Origin of the sequence: Kangiella sp. (assembly GCF_014762745.1) — a bacterium.
Taxonomy (GTDB): Bacteria; Pseudomonadota; Gammaproteobacteria; order Enterobacterales; family Kangiellaceae; genus Kangiella.
Genome location: NZ_JABURJ010000091.1, coordinates 1 through 23,773 on the forward strand (window position 1 = coordinate 1; position 23,773 = coordinate 23,773).

The 23,773-nt window shown below is 45.1% G+C and carries 13 protein-coding genes and 1 pseudogene; 9 read left to right on the forward strand and 5 right to left on the reverse strand.

Annotated elements, in window-relative coordinates; translation table 11 throughout:
- Positions 1-3,098 (reverse strand): annotated as a pseudogene (locus tag HUJ19_RS06415) (hypothetical protein); the annotation flags it as partial.
- Positions 3,099-3,317: 219 nt separating this feature from the next.
- Between HUJ19_RS06415 and HUJ19_RS06420 the strand changes: the two are divergent.
- Positions 3,318-4,331 (forward strand): GAF domain-containing protein, encoded by a 1,014-nt coding sequence (locus HUJ19_RS06420; RefSeq protein ID WP_290622888.1) that lies wholly within the window; start codon positions 3,318-3,320, stop codon positions 4,329-4,331.
- Positions 4,332-4,375: 44 nt separating this feature from the next.
- Here HUJ19_RS06420 and pbpC read toward each other — a convergent pair whose 3' ends face one another.
- The 4 genes from pbpC to rmf form a co-directional block, all read right to left on the reverse strand.
- Positions 4,376-6,739 (reverse strand): penicillin-binding protein 1C, encoded by a 2,364-nt coding sequence (gene pbpC, locus HUJ19_RS06425; RefSeq protein WP_290622889.1) that lies wholly within the window; start codon positions 6,737-6,739, stop codon positions 4,376-4,378.
- A gap of 11 nt (positions 6,740-6,750) precedes the next feature.
- Entirely contained in the window at positions 6,751-11,697 is a 4,947-nt protein-coding gene (locus tag HUJ19_RS06430; RefSeq protein WP_290622890.1) for an alpha-2-macroglobulin, read from the reverse strand.
- A 251-nt stretch (positions 11,698-11,948) separates the two neighbouring features.
- Complete coding sequence (locus HUJ19_RS06435; protein WP_290622891.1) at positions 11,949-13,295, reverse strand: TonB family protein; 1,347 nt, start codon at positions 13,293-13,295, stop codon at positions 11,949-11,951.
- A 166-nt stretch (positions 13,296-13,461) separates the two neighbouring features.
- On the reverse strand, positions 13,462-13,644 hold the full coding sequence (gene rmf, locus HUJ19_RS06440; protein ID WP_012800996.1) for a ribosome modulation factor: 183 nt from the start codon (positions 13,642-13,644) through the stop codon (positions 13,462-13,464).
- Positions 13,645-14,084: 440 nt separating this feature from the next.
- Here rmf and HUJ19_RS06445 point away from each other — a divergent pair, with 440 nt between their 5' ends.
- From HUJ19_RS06445 to HUJ19_RS06480, 8 genes are all read left to right on the forward strand, one after another.
- Positions 14,085-14,468, forward strand: a complete 384-nt coding sequence (locus tag HUJ19_RS06445) for a MerR family DNA-binding transcriptional regulator (protein WP_290622892.1) — start codon at positions 14,085-14,087, stop codon at positions 14,466-14,468.
- 44 nt (positions 14,469-14,512) lie between these two features.
- Entirely contained in the window at positions 14,513-15,673 is a 1,161-nt protein-coding gene (locus HUJ19_RS06450; protein ID WP_290622893.1) for an isovaleryl-CoA dehydrogenase, read from the forward strand.
- Between the two features lie 257 nt (positions 15,674-15,930).
- Positions 15,931-17,109, forward strand: a complete 1,179-nt coding sequence (locus HUJ19_RS06455; RefSeq protein WP_290622894.1) for an acetyl-CoA C-acyltransferase — start codon at positions 15,931-15,933, stop codon at positions 17,107-17,109.
- 55 nt (positions 17,110-17,164) lie between these two features.
- Positions 17,165-18,301 carry an acyl-CoA dehydrogenase gene (locus HUJ19_RS06460; protein WP_290622895.1) on the forward strand — a complete coding sequence of 379 codons (1,137 nt, stop codon included), beginning with the start codon at positions 17,165-17,167 and terminating at the stop codon, positions 18,299-18,301.
- A 15-nt stretch (positions 18,302-18,316) separates the two neighbouring features.
- Positions 18,317-19,927 carry a carboxyl transferase domain-containing protein gene (locus tag HUJ19_RS06465; protein WP_290622896.1) on the forward strand — a complete coding sequence of 537 codons (1,611 nt, stop codon included), beginning with the start codon at positions 18,317-18,319 and terminating at the stop codon, positions 19,925-19,927.
- A 21-nt stretch (positions 19,928-19,948) separates the two neighbouring features.
- The gene (locus tag HUJ19_RS06470) at positions 19,949-20,779 is read left to right on the forward strand and encodes an enoyl-CoA hydratase/isomerase family protein (RefSeq protein WP_290622897.1); all 831 of its coding nucleotides are present in this window, start codon (positions 19,949-19,951) and stop codon (positions 20,777-20,779) included.
- 21 nt (positions 20,780-20,800) lie between these two features.
- The gene (locus HUJ19_RS06475; protein ID WP_290622898.1) at positions 20,801-22,810 is read left to right on the forward strand and encodes an acetyl/propionyl/methylcrotonyl-CoA carboxylase subunit alpha; all 2,010 of its coding nucleotides are present in this window, start codon (positions 20,801-20,803) and stop codon (positions 22,808-22,810) included.
- Positions 22,810-23,748, forward strand: a complete 939-nt coding sequence (locus HUJ19_RS06480) for a hydroxymethylglutaryl-CoA lyase (protein ID WP_290622899.1) — start codon at positions 22,810-22,812, stop codon at positions 23,746-23,748. Before HUJ19_RS06475 ends, HUJ19_RS06480 begins: the two co-directional genes overlap by 1 nt.
- Positions 23,749-23,773: the final 25 nt, after the last annotated feature.

Below are 23,773 nucleotides of genomic sequence, written 5' to 3' on the forward strand. Positions count from 1 at the left end.
CCTTGGTCATCATCACCACCTTGGTCGTCATCACCACCTTGGTCGTCATCACCACCTTGGTCGTCATCACCACCTTGGTCGTCATCACCACCTTGGTCGTCATCACCACCTTGGTCGTCATCACCACCTTGGTCGTCATCACCATCTTGGTCGTCATCACCACCTTGGTCGTCATCACCATCTTGGTCGTTAGCTACTTGCAGAACATTGATATTCAGCGTTTGCTTCGCAATATCCATGTCATCGTCAACGACCTCGATTTCAAAACTAATTAACATATCCTCATCGACCTCAGGCGCAGTAAAACTAAACACTCCTGATCCAGACTGTGACAATGAGACTATCGGACCAGATAATTGTGTCATTGAAATTTCTGTAATAATGCCGTCGCTGTCAGTTGAGCCACTTGCATCAACAACCACCTCAAGGGTTTCATCAACCTCATCAGGTGCTGTGATATTAATCACTGGCAGCTCATTAAATACCACCTTAAAAAACTCGCAGCCAACTGCATTATTACAACCCCGTGCAATCAAGTACTTACCATAAGTCATGGCATTAAAAGAAAACATTCTCAAGTAATCCATACCAGGCATTGAGACCTTGTTCCATTCATCTTCTACCTCACCACCCAGCAGATAAATACCGTCAATACCCGAGCTACTGGTCGAGAAGCCTAATAGATATCCATTTGATACAGCTAACGAGTTTAGAATGGAGTCTTCTCCTGGGGTAAAATCTTGCACTAGCACAAAATTATCATTCTGCATTTCCCACAATTCGGTGCCATAAGCCTGATTAGTAGCCAGTGCATAGAGGTTCTCACCTGTAGAAGCAACACTCCCAAAGCTTAGGCCCACTTCTGAAGCTATTTCGGTTACAGATTCACCCGTTGCACGCCAAACCTTACGTCCAGTATCAGAGCTTGCAGTGAAGTAAAGGCTACCTTGATGAGCAATCGGCACGCCTGGACTTGAACTATTTACACCAGGATTAATATCTAGCAATGGCTCAATATAATTATCCATATCAGTAGACCACATTTCTCTTCCAAGCTCGGGGGTGCTGGCTGAAAAGTACAGCGTGCTTCCCACTTTTGTTAGTAGACTTGGGTTGCTGGATGATGCTCCAGGATTAATATCAGTAACAATTTGATATTGGCCAGGCTCAATATAGACCCAAAGCTCGCGTCCGTGAGTACCATCATTTGCAGAAAAAACCAACATATCGTTGAAGAGTGTTAAGCTTGCTGGGTCAGATGAGCCTGCACCTGGATTAAGATCCAAGGCAACTTCAATATCATCACCATTGGTCGCGATTAACTCTCCGCCAAGGCCATCAACTGTCGCAACAAAGAATAGATAATCATAGAATGGAATCAGCTCAGTGGGATAACTACTATCTGGACCTTCTTCAAGGTCTGCAAATAGCTCGGTAATTTCACCATTGGTGCGCCACAACTCTCTGCCTTCACTGAGTGTCGTTGCCGCAAAATAAAGCCAATTGTCATACTCCATAAAGTTGGCAGGTTTTGAGCTTGCATTTCCTGGGTTAATATCATGCACCAGCTCCACATCATGGCCATCGGTTCGCCACAATTCTACACCAAGATCTTCTGTGTATGCGGTGAAATATAAGTTGCCCTGAAACTCCACTTCAGCTTTGGTCCAGTTATTAATATTAGCGCTATCAACACCACTGGATTGAGCGACGGTAAAAGCTGTTGTTTCATTGCTGCTCGGATCAAAAAGACTAAGTTTTCTGTTCAAACCCTCATAAACGACCAGTCCATTAGGGAACACAGCCAACAAACCAAACTCATCGTAATCTTGCCCTTCAAAGTTTTCGTATGCTACTTCAACATCAATTGAACCCTGATTTAACTTTATTAGCTCATTACCCCGGTCAGTAGCGAACGCCTTAAAATACATAACATCGTCATGTACTACACAGCTATTTGGGTTAGAGCTGGCATCCCCATAGTTAATATCTGCAAGATCACCCTCCACCCCATTAAAGAAATTAAGGTTGCCGTTATATATGCTAAATAGCTCAACGCCATTGCCCTCAATCACATTTGAGGCAAAGAATAACTGTTCATCAAAATCACATAAGAAATCGATAGTGTCCTGCTCAGCTTCTTTAACAGGTAAATTAACTCCATCGTATGACCATAGTTCTTCATGGATCCCAATTTGAGGCGTGAAGTAGAGCAAACCATCTGGTGCAATATGCATTTCTTCAATTGCAGTGATTGAATCTGCTCCCACGACGGCATCAAACAATAGTGGAACTGTCTGATGATCATCTGCAACAAAATGCAGTTCATAACCCACCACATTGGTATAGGCATGTACTAATAACTTGTTGCCATAAACTATCATCGGTGACTCGTGCTTTACACCATGTGAGTTACCCGGTCTGAATTCTTTAAACAGCTCGGTAGTTTCCCCATTGGTACGATATAACTCATGCCCCTGAACCACATTGTTAGCGGTAAAGTACATCCACTCGCCAAAAGGCGTTAGGTTTGCAATAGCACTATCACCCTCGCCATTAATGTCAGACAGTCGTTCTGTTAACGAACCATCGGTACGCCAAAGCTCCTGCCCATGCGCACCATCATCAGCAACAAAATAGAGATATCCCTGATATTCGACTAGCTGCTCAGGATTACTGGATCCATCAGGATTTATGTCCATTACCAACTCTACGGAAGAACCATCATAAACATAGAGCTCTCGACCATCGGGTCCTGTAGCACTGAAAAAAACTTGACCGTTGTAGGAAGCAAAAGAGTCGGGATGAGAGTCCTTCATCCCTGGATAAATATCAGCGACCATTTCAACTGACATATCTTCTTTAGCTATCCATAGCTCAACACCTTCCTCTGGAGTCCGCCCCATAAACAACAACGCAGACGACTCACCTTCTGTATATTGAAAAGTCTGTCCATAGTTATTGTAGGAATAAACGCTAGATTTATTGGTGTTGATATCCGATAGATTTTGAACTTTGATTGATGTTTCAGCTACCGTTAGCTGTGTCACCGCGGCTATCACAGTGGCAGCCACTCCTTTCATTACGCCTGAATACATAGTTTCCTCCTGAAGATTTCCTGTATTGCGTGGCGTAATATTAAAGAGATTCAATCAAACATTTTTTCCTAAATTTACTCAGCTTTTTATCATTTTTTTATCATTTTGCGTGACTGTAATAGAGCTGAACACAAAAAATCAATAAGTTACAAGATTCCTTTCATAGAACAAAATCGCTATACTTTGAGGGAGCAAGTCAAATAACGCGAACAGCACATTATGACAACATCTGATATCTATAGTGTTTTAAAGGAGTTTTCATCAGGGCTACAGCTCGCACCCAGCCCCAGCCAGGTTATGTGGTTAATTTGTAACACTGTAGAAAAAACAGGACTTGATGATTGTGTTGTTTATAGCGCAGACCTGGAATCCGAGGAGCTTACTCAAGTAGCTGCAATTGGCGGCAAGGTTAATGAGCTGCAGCAAATTATCAATCCCATCATTTTAAAGCTTGGCCAAGGTATTGTTGGAAATGCAGCATTACTGAAAAGAGAAATACTTGTTGATAACACTTCTTTAACTCCAAATTATGTTACAGATGGAGATGTTCGCGCGTCAGAGCTTTCCGTACCAATCATTTATGAAAATGATGTTGTGGGGGTTATCGACTCTGAGAATAAAGAAGAAAATTTTTACAAACAACATCATTTACTACTGTTCAAAACATTAGCCGCGCTTGCCGCTCCGTGGATTGGAAATCCTAAAACTGCTGATCAATTGCTTTCAAGAAGAAGAACCGATAGACAACAAGCGAGTATAAAATACGGTCTTCACTTTCACTCCAGCCAACTTAAGCAAGTAACAGAAGATTATATGAAGGAATCTTTTAGGCTTTTTGCTTCCTTGAATCACCAAGAGTTTGAAGAAATCATGAGAGTGTTTCTAAAGCATTATGCAAAACCCTACCCTTTTAAGCATATTTCGGTGCTAGATGAAAAGCTAAAAAATCATGATGAAGCCTTCAAGCGATTCCTTTGCGACCGAGTCAAAGACCTGGTTAAGCTTTCAATGGATGATATTTTTCTTCCAAGCCCTAAAACTCAAAAATATCACTTCATTATTGAGCACACCTATATCAATCCTCTTCCGGATCATCAGTCCGTGGCTGACAAGCTTGGTATGTCTTACAGCACCTTTGCAAGACACCTTGCCAAAGCAAGAAAACAGCTGATCGATTTCTTATGGGCTAAGTTACATAAGGATATGAAAACCGTCGCACCAATTATTGAATAAATAGTAAGCCATGCCGCTTGCTCAATACGGCAAGAGTAATCTGCTTATTGCTCAACTCGAAAATCAAGCTCTGAAAAAGCACCAGTTTCATCCACCACAATCACTTCGTAATCACCACGCGAAAGGTTTTTTAAGGCAATCCGATGCTTAGCTTCTAATGTCGGCGGCAACAGGCGACCATTTAAAAACCAGTAGGCTTCTCCTGTGATGCCCTCCGCCCATAACTGCACTTCGGGCAATGTCTGCTTTTGCGGCTCAGCGTAAATAATCGACTCAGGATCAAGGCCGGCGATCCTGGGCTTGCTGGAACCTACACTGTTTTGACAATTTTCTGCATATTCGGGTAACAGGCTTTCGCTTCGAAATGGCTTGGCAATCCAGGGTTCAAGGCTTTTTGGCCATAGAGCGACTTCCTTGATATGTACCGACCCGTCGAAGCATTGATTATTGACTCTTTTACCCGTTGCAGCATCAAGCTGTACCTTCATTAAGCCATTATGCCAATCGCTGCTCAATGGATCGGAAAAAGTTGCAGGAGCAGTCTCATCGATCAGATAGGCTGACCGCTTCTTATGGCAATTCTCTTCTGACTGTAACGATGCCAGAGTGCCAAGTGGCCAGCAAATATCAGCCATGGTTACGGTAGCCGGACGTTCAATTGGTGCCAGCCAGTCACTTGGCATAATTTTTAAAATGCGCTCCAGCAATGGTACCGCTGTAGTACGACCAGTATTGTTAAGACTAAAGGAACCGTCAGGCATGCCTACCCAGACTCCAATAGTAACCTTTTTATTTGAGGCTAATACCCAGGCATCGCGCGATCCATAACTGGTTCCAGTCTTGTATGCAATCTGTTTCGTTGGTTGGAAGTATCGATGACTTAGATGATTGTTAAGTGGTATTTGACTTAAAATATTTTGCACCACCCAGCTAGCTTCTTGACTCAACAAAGGCAGTTTCTTTTGTGGTTGGTCTGGATCCAATCTCAATTCAGTTGCTAAACCCTTATTTCCCAAAGCTGAGAAAGCGCCTACCAATTGATGCAAATTAGCACCACCACCGCCCAAAGCCAAACTTAGGCTGGGTGTCGCAGATTCAGGCAAGGACAACTTCAAACCGGCATTGGTCAGCTGAATATAAAAATACTCAGCATATAGCTCATTTAACACTTGTACCGCCGGCATATTAAGCGAACGTGCGAGCGACTGAGAAACGCTGACCGCACCATTGAAGTTCTCGCTGAAATTTTTCGGCTTATAACCCTCGAATGACTGCGGGACATCAAACAATAAAGATTCAGAATGAATGAGTCCCTTATCTAATGCCATCCCATAAATAAAGGGTTTTAGAGTCGATCCCGGTGAGCGCGTAGCTTTGGTCATATCAACGTAACCAGCACGATCGGGATTAGCGAAATCTGCACTGCCAATATAGGCCAAAGGCATTGAGCTAGCGTTATCCATGACAATCACTGCCGCAGACAAGCCTTTCTCTTTACCCCGAATATAATCGAAAACACTGAGCTCAAGCTCTGTTTGCAAATTTCGATCTATCGCAGTTTTGATAAGTCGCCTGTCCGGATAACGATTGACCAGCTCACGACTTAATAGAGGAGCTAATACAGGTTGTGTGTTGTATTGTGCCCAGACATCTTCCTGTTTGATTTCATCGATCAGCTCAACCGGCCAAACGTTAAAATCCGCTAGACGGTCGAGCAGTTTATTACGTTGCGCTTTGGCGCGCTCGGGATACAGATCTGGACGGTTCCACGAAGGTGCCTGGGGTAATACTGCCAGCATAGCTGCTTCTGATGCGGTCAAATCTTTGGATGACTTGCCAAGGTAAGTAAAGCTTGCGGCCTCTACGCCTTCAATAGTACCGCCAAAAGGTGCATAGTTAAGGTAGTAAGTCAGAATCTCATCTTTGGAATAATACCACTCAAGTTGCAACGCCCGAAACATCTGCTGTAGCTTGCCGCTAATACTTTTCTCGTGTGGCTCCAGTATTCTTGCCACCTGCATGGTCAGAGTCGAACCACCGGATACGATTTCTCCATGATAAACGGCCTGAGCTGAAGCTCTCAACAAAGCAACAGGGTTAACGCCTGGGTGCTGATAAAAATAGCGATCCTCATAATTGATCAACGCTTCGAGATATAACGGTGAGACCTCTTCCAATGTCACTGGATAACGCCAGACACCTTGCGAATCTGGAAAAGCCCGCAAAGGCCTGCCTTCCGCATCAACCACAAGCTGAGCAAAGCTACGCCGCTCAAAATCATCAATCGGTAACGGAAAGAACTTGTCTAAAATCCAGAATAAAACAAAGCATAGCAATAAAGTAAGCAGCAAGCGCTTCAGACTTTTCAGCCAGAAGCGTTTACTGAATACCCCTTGCGGTTGAGTCATCGATAAGCCTGCTATTGAGCGCCTGGTTTACGGATGGTGACAGCTTTCTCAGGCTCACTGATACCGCGAATTTCAGGACGATACATATCTTCCACAAAGCTCGACGGTACCGTATAAGTGCCCGGTGTGACCGCACGAACCATATAGAACAAATGAGTCGTTTGATAACTGCTTAATTCGAGCGCAGCCATGAATCGATCATCCCAGAACTCCTGATGCTCAACCTGAGTATTCTGAGTCAGCTCACGAATGCTTTTACCATCAATGGTAAGCTCATCAATCTTAAATGAATGTTCAAGATTTTGATTCTCAAGTTCAAAACCGGCAGGTAATAAGTCAATAATCATGGCATTGCGTAACCGGTTATGTTCACGCGCCAGGTCAATGGATAGTGCTACAATGATCCTGTCACCAGCAGTCAACTTCTGGATAGATATAGGCTCACCTTGAAGATTAAAGTAGCGACGCTTTATGGCAACATCTTCAAACAAACCTTCTGGTGCTGTTTTCGGATAGCCTCGAGCTTTGTAATCAACAAAAACTGTTTTCTCACCTAAATTTTTCAAAACTAATGGCTGTTTGACTGCGGAATTTTTTGACACAGTAATATAGTCCACAGTTTGTTTAAATGACTCTAACTCGCTACCCTGCGCTATTTCCAAGCTCAGTTCAGATTGTTCCGAGTTCATACCATCCAACTGCTTCGCTAAACGTGCCAAAGCTCCTTTTTCCTGTGTCGATAACCAACTACGGGATTCCAGCTCGCCTTTTAAATCATAAACTAAATCCAGTCCATTGAGATCCAGATCTTCGACCACTTTGCTGCCAAAGCTCAAACTTGCTACCTGGCTCAGATCGCGAATCGATGAACCATAATCGCCGTAATACCAGTAAGGCTGATGTTTAAACTTGGTGGTAAAGGCTTGTCCCCACGCCAGTTTGGCACGACGCTGATCGCCGAGTTTTTCTAAAGCATAGGCTAAATGTGCCAGTGGTAATGCACGCTCCGCATCCGTTGCATTTTTATCATAGAGTGCACGTACATCCTGTAAACTGACACTACCAATTTTAGTCAACACATAGGCCGAGTAAGCACGATAGGCTAACTCAAAGTGTTCTCTATCATCGTAGTAATCCCAGTTATTGGCTCTAAACGCACTCGAACGCACATAACGCTGCAACCGTCGCACTGCACGTTGCAAATTATCTTCAGGAACCTGATAACCCAACTGCTTTGCTTCAATCAGGAAGTCGGTTACATAGGCGGTCATCCAGGGTTCTTCCGGCGAATTGTTAGACCACAGACCAAAACTGCCGTCATAACGTTGCATCGATAGCGTGCGACTTATTGCAGAATCAATCAACTGTTGTCTCTGCTCGAATAACTGAGCAGTACGTTCTGATTCAAGCGTGTTCAAGTCGTCTCTTTCAATATTCAGCCAAGGCCAGGCGCGTGATGTGGTTTGCTCCAGGCAACCATAAGGATATTGCAGTAATCCATCAATATAGGAACCGGCATCCAAAGGCGGAGTACTGGATACCGTTAATACCGACTTCAGACCATAGTCATCATATTGGCTGGCAAAATCATCGCTAACAACAAACTGGCTACCGGCATTAACAGCGGCTTGCTTGCTGATGATTGAAGCGGCATAGGCAGGACGTAAACCGAGCGACCAGCTGCGATTCATAGTTAAGTCTGAATTATCACTTTCTACACTAATCGATACTTTGCCAGCGCCGGTAAACTGAGAGGCCTTCACATCAAGAGCTAACACCACCTTACCTTTTGGCTCGAGTGTTAAAGTTTCAGAAACGCTGCCATTACCTAAAGTTTCATCAGCTTCCAGAGTTACGCTAAAGGTTTGCTCAGTCTCCTCCATGTTTTTGATATCAAACATCACTTGTGACTGATCGCCTTTGGCCAAAAAGCGTGGCATAGAAGCTTGAACCACTAAAGGTGCTGCCACTTTAGCTTTCGACTCAGCGGAACCATAACGATTCTTGCTGAAAGCGACGGCCATTAGTCGCAACTCGCCATTAAAGTATGGCAACTCAACATTAAGCTTGGCTCGGCCATTCTCGTCCAGCTGCACCTTGTCTTTAACGATAGAGACAATCTGCACATCCGAAACAGGCGCATCGCCACCACGACTTAAGTCTGCATCACCACCAAAACGCTGTCTGGCTATGCTGCCTTCGGTTAATTCAACGAAGCTGCCGTAGTTATCTTTTAGAGCCGCCTCATAAGCGCGCTGACCAAAGAACCAATCAATAGGGCTTGGTGACTCAAAATTGCTGATACTGAGTATGCCGCTATCGACTAATGCCAAGGTGGCAAATACTGTCTCGTCTGAGTTCGAGTTGTTGACTTTAAGGTCAACTTCAACGGCTTGTAACGGACGTAGTTTTTCACTATGAGTCAATTCAACATCAAGTTTTTTTGTGTCACGTTTCAAAGGCAAATGCATCACCCCAAAGGCGCGATTTGGCAGGTTTTTTCGTTTAATATCACCAGGCTTAAGCACCATCACCGACACATAGAGGTTATGGGTATTCCAGCTAGTGTTCATCGGGATAGTGACAGTTGATTCAGCGGAATCCAGTTCTATCGCACGCTTCCACAGAAGCTGATCGCTTTCTACAGTGACCAGCGCCTGCCCCGAATAAGGCGAAGTAATATTAACCTGAAGATCTTTACCCAGCTCTACAAAGTCTTGCTCAATAGACAACTTAACCTGATCAGGTCGCTCGCCATTTTGCTGGTTGTTATCAGACCAATACCAACCCGCAAAAAAGTGATAGCTGGTGATCAGCTGGTTTCTTTGATTATGGATCTCCAGTCGGTAGTTGCCATATTCCAGAGGTAGCGACAGCTGTGGTCGTTGCTCTGATTCAAACTTTATTCTTTTGCTATAAACCGGCACATTTGCTTCTGATGAACGATACTCCCAACCACTGTTGCCATACTGCCAATAAAGTCGGCTGTCCTCGCGGATCAGAGTAACTTCATACTGTTGCCCAACGGTTAATGGTTTGCCTTCTGGATCGACTGCAACCAGCTCCACAAGATTGTTCTCGTTTGGTGCTGCAAACTCACGCTCTTCAGACCATAATGGCCTGACACCCACTAACTCTGCATTCGGAAAAGCATACTGAGTAAGGCGTCGAGTAATCGGGCGACCACCACTTTCATAAACATTAACGCTGCTCAGCAACCGAATCGGGAACTGGCTGCCGGCCCATTGATTGTTTAACTTTAGAGCCGCGTGCCCTTCTTCATCCAAAGTACCGGCTGGGATATCCATAAACTGGTTAAAATCACGGTATTTGTTCGAGCCAAAATAGAATCCCTCGTAATCATCAAAGGGATTAGTAGCACTCGAAACAGATACCGTCGCATCAAACCGATTGCCGCTGGCTGGCGCACCATAGAGATAGTCCGACTGGATATCGATTGTCGGTTCATCTGAAATACCAAGCCATTCATCATTATCGGCAGACAGCTCAAGTTTCAGACGTTCAGGTAAAAAGTCTTCAACAGCCAACTTGTATTTGAATGTCGATTTATTGGCAAGCGCTGCTTCAAAGGTCCAGGTACCGCGCATGGCGTCTTTGGGAAGGGTAAAATCGGTTTGATAATAACCGACCTCATCACCTTTCCATTGCAGCGTGGTATAGACCTTATTGTCAGGTCGTAACACTCGCACAGAAATCGGTGTGGGCTCTAGCCAGTTAGCCTGATAGTCGCGCAAAATCCCCTGCATGCGCACGGTTTCACCGGGACGATACAAATCTCTTGGGCCGTATAGAAATAGCTCAATCGGATGTTGCTGGCGGTTGCTTAACTTAAACTCTGATAAATCCAGTTTTGGACTGTTTAAGCGAATTAAGTTGGTATTCTGGCCTTTTGTAGCCACTAAAAAACGTGCATTTTCAACGGTGGCAGCATCAAACTCAGCAAAACCTTCTTCGTTAGTCTTCTGCTCCGCTAAACGCACGCCTTTGTTATTAAGCAAAACGAGTTCGACGCCTTGATAGGAGTTTGTTGAAGGTAGCTGATGGGCAAACACCACCAGGCTATCTGCGTATTGACGGGTATGCAGACCAATATCACTCATCACAAACCAGCTGAACTCATACTGATAGGGATAATCATCCGCTGGCTGCATGGTCACTGCATAAACGCCATTGTCCTTGAGCGCTTTAATATTCTTCAGCTGGATATGGTGAGTCAGACGCTGATTGTCCTTAGCCTCCAACTCAAAACGACCAGTATGCACCAGCTCGGCCATCTCCCTTAAATTCTGTAGCTGGTAATAACGACGATAGTCACCATCGGAAAAGAAACTCTCATAATAACGAGGGGCAACTCGCCAGAACTTGATATCAACCTCTTTTACGTTGACCGCTTCGATGGGCAAAATGCCACTGTCACGCAAAATGGTAGAGCCTTGACTTAAAAAGCGTAACTGCCGCTCAAGCGAACTGGTTTTGATCTGTTTTTTAAAGGCACCACTAAGAGAGCTACTATTATCCGCCATAAGATCACTGGAAAAAGTAACCTCATAAGTCTGCTCGGCTTCAATATAAGGGTAATAAATACGTCGGTTATCATCACTGATAATCCAGCCGCCTTGTTGCGGAGTATTATTAAGGGAAACCTGGACTAACTGCTCTAAATCTTGTCCACGCTTGATTGGGCGACTGAAATTTACCTGTAAAGCCGGTGCATTATCATAGGTTCCCTGATAGACGCTTAATACATTGAAAGGTGTCAGTGTATCGGGTTCAGAATCAATAGCTGTCTGAGTATGTTCCTGAGTTTGATTCTGAGCTTGTTGTTGTGAACTGTCCTTTGTTGACTTAGAGTCACCAGGCTCATCCCCACATCCTGTTAACAACAAAGCGAAACAAAAACTAACCCCAGCGACCCATGAGCGCAAACGATAAGACATAATACTCCCCTGTAAAGATTGATATTCACTATTATATAAACGCCACTATAACCAGAAAGGGTTAGAATTGTGGCGAATTATGAATAATTTATGCTTTATTATTCCAAAGGACGAGGAAAAAGGGAAAGGAAACAGGGTTGAGCTAACAAAGGCACTTAAAGTTAAACAGGTATAAAAAAGGCTCCTGTAACACTAGGAGCCTTATACTTTAACTGTCTTACAACGGAAATAGATGGGGCTACGATAAGAGCTTAGCTTTTAGAACTTTCCAGCGCTTCTTCGTATTGCGCCAGCCTTTCCTGCATATAATCAGGCACCCTTTTAATTTTTCTCATCACTTTATGAGCTTTTTCCTGACTCTCAACAGCAAGAGCGTATTGGCCATTTAAAAAGTAAAGCTCTGCCGCAAACTCATGATGCTTAACTGGATAAGAGAACTTATCAAGATCCGCTTCGTTAAGTTGCTTAATAATTAAATCAAGCGGATATTTTGGATCATTTAGTTCATGCAAATACTCTGCTAATTCAAGAGCTATTTCTGAATCATTTGACTCAATGGCTTTATCCAGCCAGAAATAGGCTTTTTCTTTGTCATCCACTTTAAAGAAAAGCTTCGCCAGCTTGAATTGCGAACGGCCAAGATTGCCTGATGCAGATTGAATCAACCAGGAAATGGCTTTTTCCTTATCTTCTTCGCAGCCCTCACCTTCTAACAACTTTTCTGCCAACTCATACTGCGCATCTGCGATTCCTTGTTGAGCTGACTTATATAACCACATTGTTGGATTGAAGTCTGGATCTCGCTCTACCATAGGCGCATATTTTGCATAGTAATATTGCGCAACCGGATCGCCAGACTCTGCTTTTTCTTTAACTTCTGAAATAATCGACCTGTTTTTTCTATTGTTTTTATCAAGCTCAAAGCTTAAACGATATTTATATACTTTACTGAGTTGGCTTTTGTCACTGGGAGTTTCAAACTGCCATTTCGAAATTGCTGCAATTGAATCTTTGACAAACACATCTCCGGGATATGAATCCATTACCTGAATGTCAGTCGGAGTGCCTTCCCGATCAAGCTTAAACGCAAACTTCGCCCAGCCCTCTACTCCTTTCATAGCTGCCTCATAAGGATAATCAGGAGCAATAGTCTTAAGAGGCTTAGCCTCATTATCAGTATCCAAAGATGGATCAACTGGCTGATATACTGGCTCCAACGCCAATTTTAAGGCTTCTTCACTAAAGGATTTATCAAGGCTATTGAAATAAAATTCCGCTTCATTTTTCTGTTCAGCGTTAAGCTGCTGGCGGATTTCGTTAAGAAATGCCTGTTCTTTTTGCGCCTGTTTATCCGATAGTTTAATCCAGGCATAGGCTTTGACAGGATCAGTTTCTACTCCTGTACCTTCGAGGTACATTACGCCCAGGTTAAATTGAGCGCCTTTGTGGCCTATTTCGGCCAATGACTGAAACTCCATAAAGGCTTGCTTGTAAGCCCCATCTTCATAATGCTCTATTGCATTGTCAAAGGTTGCGTGGGATGAAGTTGATACAGCGAATAAAATTAACAGGGAAGCTATTTTTTTAGCTATTTTCATAGTGAGTCCTTTTGTATCTGTAATAATCCGTGAGCAAGTATATTAATAAAGCCATTTAGATTCAACGACCGAGCAAAGGCATTAAAAAGCCCGGTCTGAGCCGGGCTTGTGTTTATATGTATGATGTATTGATAAGATTATTAAAACTATTTCAAACTAAAGTAATTTAAATATAAGCTTTCATTCCGTTGGTGGTAAACGCCTCTCGGCCCTCTCGCCAGCCGCCTAGCCATTCCTCTCGCGCATTCAGTTCTTCAAATGGACAGTTTTCTTTGGACTGACCTTGAAGTGCGGCATTAAAACCTTTGGTATGGGCTCTTTGAAGTTTATCTCTTTTTTGACGTTTCATAGATGTCGTCCCCTTTCATGTTTACGGTTGTTGACTTGATGTATTGAACACATAAAAAAAGCCGACGGCTCTTGCGAGCGATCGGCTTTATCCTAAAATTCTCTTAACTTCTATCATTAAACGCTTAGTCACTGTCTAAAATTTACTCTATGGGTTTAACTTACACCTAAGTTAGAGGGCTTGGCAATTGATAAGTTTCACAGTTTGATCATATTTTCTTCATATCAATCAGTTAGTGTGAAAAGTTATTTTTTATTGAAGATATAAACACAATTGATTGTTTTTTAATCATGTACATCCAATATCAATAAGTTAGTTATATTTACTCGCTTAAATTCGATTATGACTGGTCTGATCTGAGAAAGACGAGACTCCAGCAAGTTTACGTTTGCGTAAAGGTAAGGTATCATTTTATCTTATTTGACCGAATAAGCAGGCTTATGTCAGGCCAGACAGCAAAAACCATCAGCGAAAGAGAATACAGTATTAGCGATCTCGCCAAAGAGTTCGGTATTACTTCACGCTCCATTCGTCATTATGAAGATGAAAAACTGATTTGCCCTGAGCGCCGCGGTGTTCACCGCATCTACAGCGCCAGAGACAGAGTCCGCCTGCAACTGATTCTTCGCGGTAAACGCCTCGGCTTTTCACTGGCCGAAATCCGCGAAATTATTGATTTATATGATTTGCCTGAAGGTAAGCAAAAGCAGGCAAAACTACTCGTTGAACTCATCCAGAAACGTCGGGATGCCCTGCTCCAACAGCGTAAAGACATCGAACATATGCTGAAAGAGCTGGATATGCTCGAACAAAAGCTGGACTGAGCTGATTACTATTGATTTGTTGATATTAAGATAGAGGAACGAACATGTATCCATCGTTGAACTTTGACTTGGGCGAAACTGCCGACATGATCCGCGAAATGGTTCGTGGGTTTGCTGAAAAAGAAATTGCTCCAATTGCCGAAAAGACCGACCACGACAACCTGTTCCCACATCATTTGTGGCAGAAGTTTGGTGAGCTGGGCCTTTTGGGTATTACTGTCGAAGAAGAATACGGTGGTTCTGGCATGGGCTATCTTGAGCACGTTGTTGCGATGGAAGAAATCAGCCGCGCCAGTGCCTCAATTGGCCTAAGCTACGGTGCCCACTCTAATTTATGTGTCAACCAGATCCGTCGTAACGGCTCTGAAGAACAGAAAAAGAAATACTTGCCAAAACTATGTTCAGGCGAACATGTGGGCGCACTTGCAATGTCTGAGCCTGGTGCTGGTTCTGACGTGGTTGGTATGAAACTACGTGCAGAGCTTAAAGGCGATAAGTACATCCTTAACGGCAATAAAATGTGGATCACCAATGGCCCAGAAGCCGATGTATTGGTGGTTTACGCCAAAACTGAGCCAGATGCAGGCTCAAAAGGCATTACCGCATTTATTATCGAGAAAGGCTTTAAAGGTTTCTCAACAGCGCAAAAACTCGACAAATTGGGTATGCGCGGTTCCAATACCTGTGAATTAGTTTTCGAAGACTGTGAAGTCCCTGCCGAAAACGTCATGGGCCCAGTCAATGAAGGTGTTAAAATCCTTATGAGCGGTCTGGATTATGAGCGCGCAGTTCTATCGGCAGGCCCATTAGGTATCATGCGTGCATGTATGGACGTTGTCGTTCCTTACGTCCATGAGCGTAAACAATTCGGTAAACCAATCGGTACTTTCCAGCTGATTCAGGGCAAAGTTGCTGATATGTACACCACCATGAACGCCAGCCGCGCCTATGTCTATGCGGTAGCTAAAGCCTGTGATCGTGGTGAAACAACCCGTAAAGACGCCGCTGCAGCGATTCTATTCGCAGCAGAAAATGCTACTAAATTAGCCTTAGATGCGATTCAGGTACTTGGCGGTAATGGCTACATCAATGAATACCCTACAGGCCGTTTGCTACGTGACGCCAAATTGTATGAAATCGGCGCGGGTACTTCAGAGATTCGTCGTATGTTGATTGGTCGTGAGTTGTTTAACGAAACAGCTTAATAATTGTTATATTTGCCAACACCGAATTTGGCCACTTTAAATTTGAATAAGAGAAGTTAGCGAGCGATGCTAGAACGCGGCAAATGATGACTTCTTTAAACAGTTAAAATTCACTTTGTAAAAGAAGTGAGCGAGCGCTGCTAAGACAAGGCAAAAAGTTTTGAAAATGCGCAGTGGACATAAGGTCCATGAGCACATTTGATAAACTTTTTAACGCAGTATTAGCAAGCACAGCCACTTCGGAAGAGGAAATATTTATGTCAGATCCTATCGTAATCGTCAGCGCAGCCAGAACCCCAATGGGCGGCTTCGGTGGTTCACTATCAACTGTAAAATCAACTGAACTTGGCGCTACAGCAATCAAAGCTGCCGTTGAGCGTGCAGGCATTAAAGCCGATGATGTTCAAGAAGTCATCATGGGCTGCGTACTTCCTGCTGGCGTTGGTCAGGCTCCAGCCCGTCAGGCTTCTCTGGGTGCTGGCCTTCCACAATCAACTGGCGCTACGACTGTAAACAAAGTCTGTGGCTCTGGTATGAAAACTATCATGCTTGCTCATGACTTATTAAAAGCTGGCACAAATGACGTAATGGTTGCTGGTGGTATGGAAAGCATGAGTCTTGCCCCTTACCTTCTTCCTACTGGCCGTTTTGGTCAGCGCTTTGGTCATGGCAAAACGCTAGATCACATGGCTTTTGACGGTCTTGAAGATGCCTACGAAGGTCAGGCGATGGGTGTTTACGCTGAGCAGACAGTTGAAAAATATGGTTTTACTCGCGAAGACCAGGACGCTTATGCCATCGAATCTCTGGCTCGCGCCAACAAGGCAATTGAAGAGGGTTCGTTCAAAAACGAAATCACTCCAGTCACTGTAAAATCTCGCAAAGGTGACGTTGAAGTCGATACCGACGAACAGCCATTGAAAGCACGTCCTGATAAAATCCCTTCACTACGCCCTGCTTTCAAAAAAGACGGTACCGTAACCGCGGCTAACGCCAGTTCTATTTCTGACGGTGCAGCGGCAGTTGTCTTGATGCGTCAGTCTGAAGCTGAAAAGCGCGGTTTGAAACCTCTTGCCAAAATTGTTGCGCAATCAACTAATGCTCGCATTCCTGCAGAATTCACAATTGCTCCTGTGGGCGCAATCGAGAAAGTATTAGACAAAGCCGGCTGGACAAAAGATGACGTTGATTTGTTTGAAATTAACGAAGCTTTTGCCGTAGTGACCATGGCTGCTATGAAAGATTTGGAACTTGACCACGCTAAAGTGAATGTTCACGGCGGTGCCTGTGCGCTGGGCCACCCTATCGGTTGTTCTGGTACGCGTATTGTTGTGACCTTAATTGAAGCTTTACGCAAGTACGGCAAGTCGAAAGGCGTTGCATCTTTGTGTATTGGTGGTGGTGAGGCAACTGCCTTAGCGGTAGAGTTACTATAATTTCTATTCCCAAAAACTAAAGTATAGATTTACCAACGTTTGGAAGAACAATTTTATGATTCTGACTGAAGAACAACGCATGATTCAGGATATGGCCAGGGGCTATGTGCAGGAGCGCATTGCCCCTTTCGCCGAAGAATGGGACAAGAATAAAACCTTCCCAGCCGAGGCGCTACAAGGCCTGGCTGAACTTGGTTTTTATGGCATGTTAGTGCCGGAGCAATGGGGTGGCTGCGAGATTGGTTATGTGGCCGCAGCATTGGTATTAGAAGAAATCGCTGCAGGCGATGGTGCTTGCTCAACTATTATTTCGGTGACTAATTCTGTTGGCTGCATGCCGATTTTGAATTTCGGTACTGATGAGCAAAAAGAGAAATTTTTGAAGCCCTTGGCGTCTGGCGAAAAACTCGGTGCATTTTGTTTAACAGAACCGCATGCTGGCAGTGATGCATCCGACCTGAAGACTAAGGCCGTCAAAGATGGTGACTCATACGTCATCAATGGTTCTAAGCAGTTCATTACATCAGGCAAGAATGGCGATGTTGCCATTGTTTTTGCAGTAACTGACCCAAGTGCCGGTAAAAAAGGCATCAGTGCCTTTATCGTGCCAACAGATACGCCAGGATATATTGTTGCCAACATCGAAGACAAGATGGGCCAGAACGCTTCGGACACGGCCTCAATCGTTTTTGAAGATTGCCGAGTTCCAGCTGAGAACCTATTGGGCCAGGAAGGCGAAGGCTACAAGATCGCCCTTTCCGGTTTAGAAGGTGGTCGTATCGGTATTGCCGCACAAGCTGTTGGCATGGCTCGAGCAGCTTATGAGTATGCTCTTGAGTATTCCAAAGAGCGCACCTCATTTGGTAAGCCGATTAATCAACACCAGGCGGTGCAATTCAAATTGGCCGACATGGCTACTCAGGTTGAAGCTGCACGCCAGATGGTGTTACACGCTGCCCAGTTACGCGACAATAACCTGCCCTGCTTAAAAGAAGCCTCAATGGCCAAACTGTTCGCATCAGAAATAGCCGAGAAAGTGTGCTCAGATGCGATTCAAGTATTAGGCGGCTACGGCTATTTGCGTGACTACCCAGTGGAGCGTATTTATCGCGACGTTCGCATCGCACAGATTTACGAAGGTACAAGCGAAGTTCAGCGCATGGTAATTGGCCGTGCAATCGCATCAGAATAACATTAGGACAGACATATGCCTGTAATTAAATCGTCACTCAATCCTCGTAGCGCAAGTTTTACCGAGAATGCCGAAGCCATGACTGCTTTGGTAGATGACCTGCGTGACAAGATGGAATACATCACCCAGGGTGGTGGTCCCAAGTATCAGGAGAAGCACTTATCACGCGGCAAATTGCTGCCTAGAGAACGTGTACGCAAGCTTCTTGACGTTGGCTCACCTTTCCTTGAAATTTCACAAATGGCAGCCTGGGATTTGTACGATAACAAAGTTCCTGCAGCAGGCTTGATTGCCGGTATTGGCCGTGTTTCAGGTATCGAGTGCATGATTGTAGCCAACGATGCCACGGTTAAAGGTGGCACCTACTTCCCTGAAACCGTTAAAAAGCATTTACGCGCACAAGAAATTGCTGAGCAGAATAATCTGCCGTGTATTTACCTGGTCGATTCTGGCGGTGCAAACTTGCCGCAACAAGACGAAGTGTTCCCGGACAAAGACCACTTCGGTCGCATTTTCTACAACCAGGCCAACATGTCCGCCAAAGGTATTCCGCAAATTGCGGTAGTGATGGGTTCCTGTACCGCTGGCGGAGCTTATGTTCCAGCAATGGCTGACGAATCAATCATCGTTAAAGAGCAAGGCACCATTTTCCTCGGTGGCCCACCGCTAGTTAAAGCAGCAACCGGTGAAGTGGTTTCCAGCGAAGATTTGGGTGGTGCAGATGTCCACTGTAAGACCTCTGGTGTTACCGACCACTATGCATTAAATGATGAACACGCGTTAAAATTAGCGCGTCAGGTGGTGTCTAACTTGAATCGCAAAAAAACACCATCTGTTACTTTAAAGAAACCGGTTGAACCACTCTACCCTGCAGAAGAACTGTATGGCGTGATTAACAAAGACCCACGTAAGCCTTTCGATATTCGCGAAATAATTGCGCGTATCGTTGATGGTTCAGAGCTTGACGAATTTAAACCTTTATATGGCAATACACTGATCTGTGGTTTTGCCCGCATTCATGGTTATCCGGTCGGCATCGTTGCCAATAACGGTATTCTGTTCTCTGAGTCAGCACTAAAAGGCGCCCACTTTATTGAGCTGTGTTCTCAGCGTGGCATTCCTTTGGTCTTCCTGCAAAACATTACTGGTTTCATGGTTGGCCGCAAATATGAAAACGAAGGTATTGCCAAGCACGGTGCCAAAATGGTCACGGCTGTTGCCTGTGCCAAAGTGCCAAAGTTCACTGTCATTGTCGGCGGTAGTTTTGGTGCCGGTAACTACGGTATGTGTGGTCGCGCTTACAGCCCACGCTTCCTGTGGATGTGGCCAAATGCTCGTATCTCTGTGATGGGTGGCGAACAGGCAGCCAACGTGTTGGCGCAAATTAAGCGTGACAATTTTGAGCGCGCCGGTCAGCCGATGTGGTCCGAAGAGGAAGAAAAAGAGTTTAAGCGTCCGATTGAAGAGCAATATGAAAAGCAAGGTCACCCTTACTATTCAAGTGCTCGCTTATGGGACGACGGCATTATCGATCCAGCTGATACACGTATGGTGCTTGGTCTGGGATTGTCCGCTGCCATGAACAAAGAAGCCGAAGAAACCAAGTTCGGCGTCTTCAGAATGTAAGGCGGAGAGAATCTTATGAGTATGAGTGAAGCATTAAACATTTCAATCGATACCAATGAACTTGGAAAAACTGGACGCGGCGTTGGTTATATCACCCTCACCCGCCCTGAGATTCACAATGCCTTTGATGACAAATTAATTGGCGAGCTGACAGAAGCTTTTACTGCGATGGAAAACAACGCTGAAGTGGAAGTGGTTGTGTTACGCGCGGAAGGCAAAAGCTTTTCAGCCGGCGCAGACCTGAACTGGATGCGTCGCATGGCCGATTATTCCTGGGAAGAAAATTACCAGGACTCGCAAGCTTTGGCCACTTTGATGAACACCATCTACAGCATGAGTAAAACCACCGTCTGTCAGGTTCAAGGCGCAGCCTTTGGTGGCGGCGTTGGTTTAGTTGCCTGTTGCGATATTGTCATTGCATCTGAGCGCGCCAGCTTCTGTTTATCGGAAGTAAAACTAGGTCTTATTCCTGCTGTGATCAGCCCCTATGTCGTTAAAGCCATGGGCGAGCGTCAGGCGCAGCGCTACTTTACTACGGCTGAGCGTTTCAAAGCTGATAAAGCCGCTGAGTTTGGCCTGGTCCATGAAGTGGTTGCTGAAGAGTCATTGGTTGAGAAAACTAATGAGGTGATCACCACTTTATTGAGCAATGGGCCGCAAGCTGTAAAAGCAGCGAAGAATTTAATTAGAGCTGTAGCTAATCAAACCATTGATCAATCCTTGATGGATGAAACGGCACGTCGCATTGCGGATATTCGTGCCAGCGAACAAGGTAAAGAAGGTTTGAACGCTTTCCTCGAAAAACGTACTGCTGATTGGTCGGTTGGTCAATCTGAAAGCAGCTCACAATAATTGGTTAAGGAAACAGCGAACATGTTTACAAAAATATTGATTGCTAACCGTGGTGAAATTGCTTGCCGCGTGATTAAAACGGCAAAGAAACTAGGCATCAAAACCGTTGCCGTTTATTCAGAAGCCGATAAAGACGCAATGCATGTAGCAATGGCCGACGAAGCAGTATATTTAGGCCCTGCTCCCGCACGTGAATCTTATCTTAAAGGTGAGCTGATTATTGAGGCTTGCAAGAAAACTGGCGCTCAGGCGGTGCACCCAGGTTATGGCTTCTTATCAGAAAATGCAGATTTTGCCAAAGCACTTGCGGAAAATGACATTGAATTTATTGGCCCGCCGGAAGGCGCGATTATCGCCATGGGCTCAAAGTCTGCGGCGAAAGAAATCATGGAAGAAGCCAAAGTACCCTTGGTAAAAGGCTATCATGGTGAAAATCAGGACGGAGACTTCCTGAAATCGCAAGCTGATGAGATTGGTTACCCCGTTATCATCAAAGCAACCGCAGGCGGTGGTGGTAAGGGTATGCGCATTGTCTGGAAAGAAGAAGACTTTGCTTCAAGCCTGGCTTCCTGTAAACGCGAGTCAGCAGCTTCCTTTAGCGACGACAAGGTGCTAGTTGAAAAATACATCACCAAACCTCGCCACGTTGAAATTCAGGTGTTTGCTGATAAGCATGGCAATGCGGTACATCTGTTTGAGCGCGATTGCTCAGTGCAACGTCGCCACCAGAAAGTTATTGAGGAAGCTCCTGCTCCAGGCTTAAGCGAAGACACTCGCTCGAAAATGGGCCAGGTAGCCATTCGCGCAGCACAGGCGATTGGTTATGTGGGCGCTGGAACGGTTGAGTTCTTGTACGATGAAGACGAGTCTTTCTATTTCATGGAAATGAACACTCGTTTGCAGGTTGAGCATCCGGTTACAGAAAAAATCACGGGGCAGGATCTGGTTGAGTGGCAATTGAAAGTTGCTGCTGGTCAGCAACTGCCGATGCAACAAGATGACTTAAACATCAATGGTCATGCATTTGAAGTGCGTATTTATGCAGAAGATCCCAATCAGGACTTCCTGCCAGCAACAGGTACCTTGTTACACCTCAACACACCGGAAGAATCTGAGCATGTTCGTATCGATACTGGTGTCACACAGGGCGATTCGGTTTCGGTTCACTATGATCCAATGATTGCCAAACTAATCGTTTGGGATCAGGACCGTAACGCTGCGCTTGCACGCTTGCGCGGCGCTTTAGCTCAGTATCAGGTCGTCGGTTTAACTACCAACGTGCCATTCCTTTCTGCACTGGCTCATTGTCAGGGTTTCGAAGATCTGGATTTAGATACTAATTTCATTGAGCGTTACAAAGACGACTTGATCTTAGACGAAGAAGCAGCCGATGATGATACCTTGGTTGCAGCAGCGGTTTATCAGCTACTAAAGCGTGAGCAAACAGCTGCTGAAAATGCTGCCCAGAGTGAAGACCCCTACTCACCATGGCATTCGGTCAATGGCTGGCGTTTAAACACCGACAACCATCATACTTTTGAATATCTGGATAAAGTTGACGGAATTGCAAATGACGTGGAAGTAATAGTCCACTTCCGGAGTGAAGGCTACTTGCTAGATTTACCAAGCGGCGAATTACCCGTACACAGTGCAACCCTCAATGGGCATATCCTTCGTCTTGATGCTAATGGTAAGCGGTTTAACGCAACCGTGGTTGATGATGGTGCTAATCTGCATATTTTCATTCATGGTCATTATAAAGTGCTCGAAAAAGTCGAGCGTGGCTTGGCTGGCGATTCGGAAGATGCTGGTGGCAGCTTAACCGCGCCGATGCCGGGTACTGTGATTGAAGTTTTGGTTAGTGAAGGTGATCACGTTGAGTCAGGTCAGCCTTTGGTAATTTTAGAAGCGATGAAAATGGAGCACACCATCAACGCGCCTACTGCAGGTGTGGTCAGTGAAATCCATTATGCCGCTGGCGACCTGGTAGATGATGGCGCAGAACTGCTATCGTTGGAGGTTGCTGAATAATGGTCATGGTATCAGACAATCCTGCCCTGCCCACTCACGTTAAAATCGTTGAGATGGGACCACGTGATGGATTGCAAAATGAAAAGCAGCCGGTCTCAACTGAAGTAAAACTTGAGCTGATTCGTCGTTTGATTGATGCCGGTGAAACGCACATTGAAGCAACTGCATTTGTGTCTCCAAAATGGGTACCGCAAATGGCTGATCACCATGAAATAATGGCAGGCCTGAAAAGCTTCCCTGAAGCACAAGACGGCAGCGTCTGGTTTCCGGTACTAACGCCAAACCTGAAAGGTTTTGAAGGTGCATTAGCTGGTGGCGCCAAAGAAGTTGCCGTTTTCGCTGCAGCATCAGAAAGCTTTTCGCAGAAAAATATCAACTGTTCAATTGCTGAGTCGATAGAGCGTTTCAAGCCAGTTGTCGAAGCTGCCAAGGAGCATGGCATTAAAGTTCGCGGCTATGTTTCCTGTGTGTTAGGCTGCCCTTTCGAAGGTGATATCGCACCGGAAAAAGTCGCCGAAGTAGCCAAAGCTTTATATGACCTCGGCTGCTACGAAATTTCTCTTGGCGATACTATTGGTGTTGGCACGCCGAACAAGGCGCGCGCTATGATAGCCGCAGTAGCCGAGCATGTGCCAACCAATAAACTGGCCTGTCACTTCCATGATACTTATGGTCAGGCGCTGGCTAATATTTATGCCTGTCTTGAGCTAGGCGTGGCAACCATCGACAGTTCAGTTGCGGGCTTAGGCGGCTGCCCTTACGCACCTGGTGCAACGGGTAATGTTGCTACTGAAGATGTGGTTTATATGCTTAACGGCTTAGGCATTGAAAGCGGTATCGATTTAACTAAACTGGTTGACGCAGGCGCTTATATCTCTGAGCAACTGGGTCGTCGCCCTGTTTCCCGAGCAGCTAATGCGTTGCTTGCTAAAAGATAATAATCAATTCATTCGATTTGACGAG

Coding starts and splice junctions, on each gene's coding strand:
- HUJ19_RS06420 (WP_290622888.1), top strand. CDS start 3,318: ATGACAACATCTGATATCTATAGTGTTTTAAAGGAGTTTTCATCAGGG.
- pbpC (WP_290622889.1), bottom strand. CDS start 6,739: ATGACTCAACCGCAAGGGGTATTCAGTAAACGCTTCTGGCTGAAAAGT.
- HUJ19_RS06430 (WP_290622890.1), bottom strand. CDS start 11,697: ATGTCTTATCGTTTGCGCTCATGGGTCGCTGGGGTTAGTTTTTGTTTC.
- HUJ19_RS06435 (WP_290622891.1), bottom strand. CDS start 13,295: ATGAAAATAGCTAAAAAAATAGCTTCCCTGTTAATTTTATTCGCTGTA.
- rmf (WP_012800996.1), bottom strand. CDS start 13,644: ATGAAACGTCAAAAAAGAGATAAACTTCAAAGAGCCCATACCAAAGGT.
- HUJ19_RS06445 (WP_290622892.1), top strand. CDS start 14,085: ATGTCAGGCCAGACAGCAAAAACCATCAGCGAAAGAGAATACAGTATT.
- HUJ19_RS06450 (WP_290622893.1), top strand. CDS start 14,513: ATGTATCCATCGTTGAACTTTGACTTGGGCGAAACTGCCGACATGATC.
- HUJ19_RS06455 (WP_290622894.1), top strand. CDS start 15,931: ATGTCAGATCCTATCGTAATCGTCAGCGCAGCCAGAACCCCAATGGGC.
- HUJ19_RS06460 (WP_290622895.1), top strand. CDS start 17,165: ATGATTCTGACTGAAGAACAACGCATGATTCAGGATATGGCCAGGGGC.
- HUJ19_RS06465 (WP_290622896.1), top strand. CDS start 18,317: ATGCCTGTAATTAAATCGTCACTCAATCCTCGTAGCGCAAGTTTTACC.
- HUJ19_RS06470 (WP_290622897.1), top strand. CDS start 19,949: ATGAGTGAAGCATTAAACATTTCAATCGATACCAATGAACTTGGAAAA.
- HUJ19_RS06475 (WP_290622898.1), top strand. CDS start 20,801: ATGTTTACAAAAATATTGATTGCTAACCGTGGTGAAATTGCTTGCCGC.
- HUJ19_RS06480 (WP_290622899.1), top strand. CDS start 22,810: ATGGTCATGGTATCAGACAATCCTGCCCTGCCCACTCACGTTAAAATC.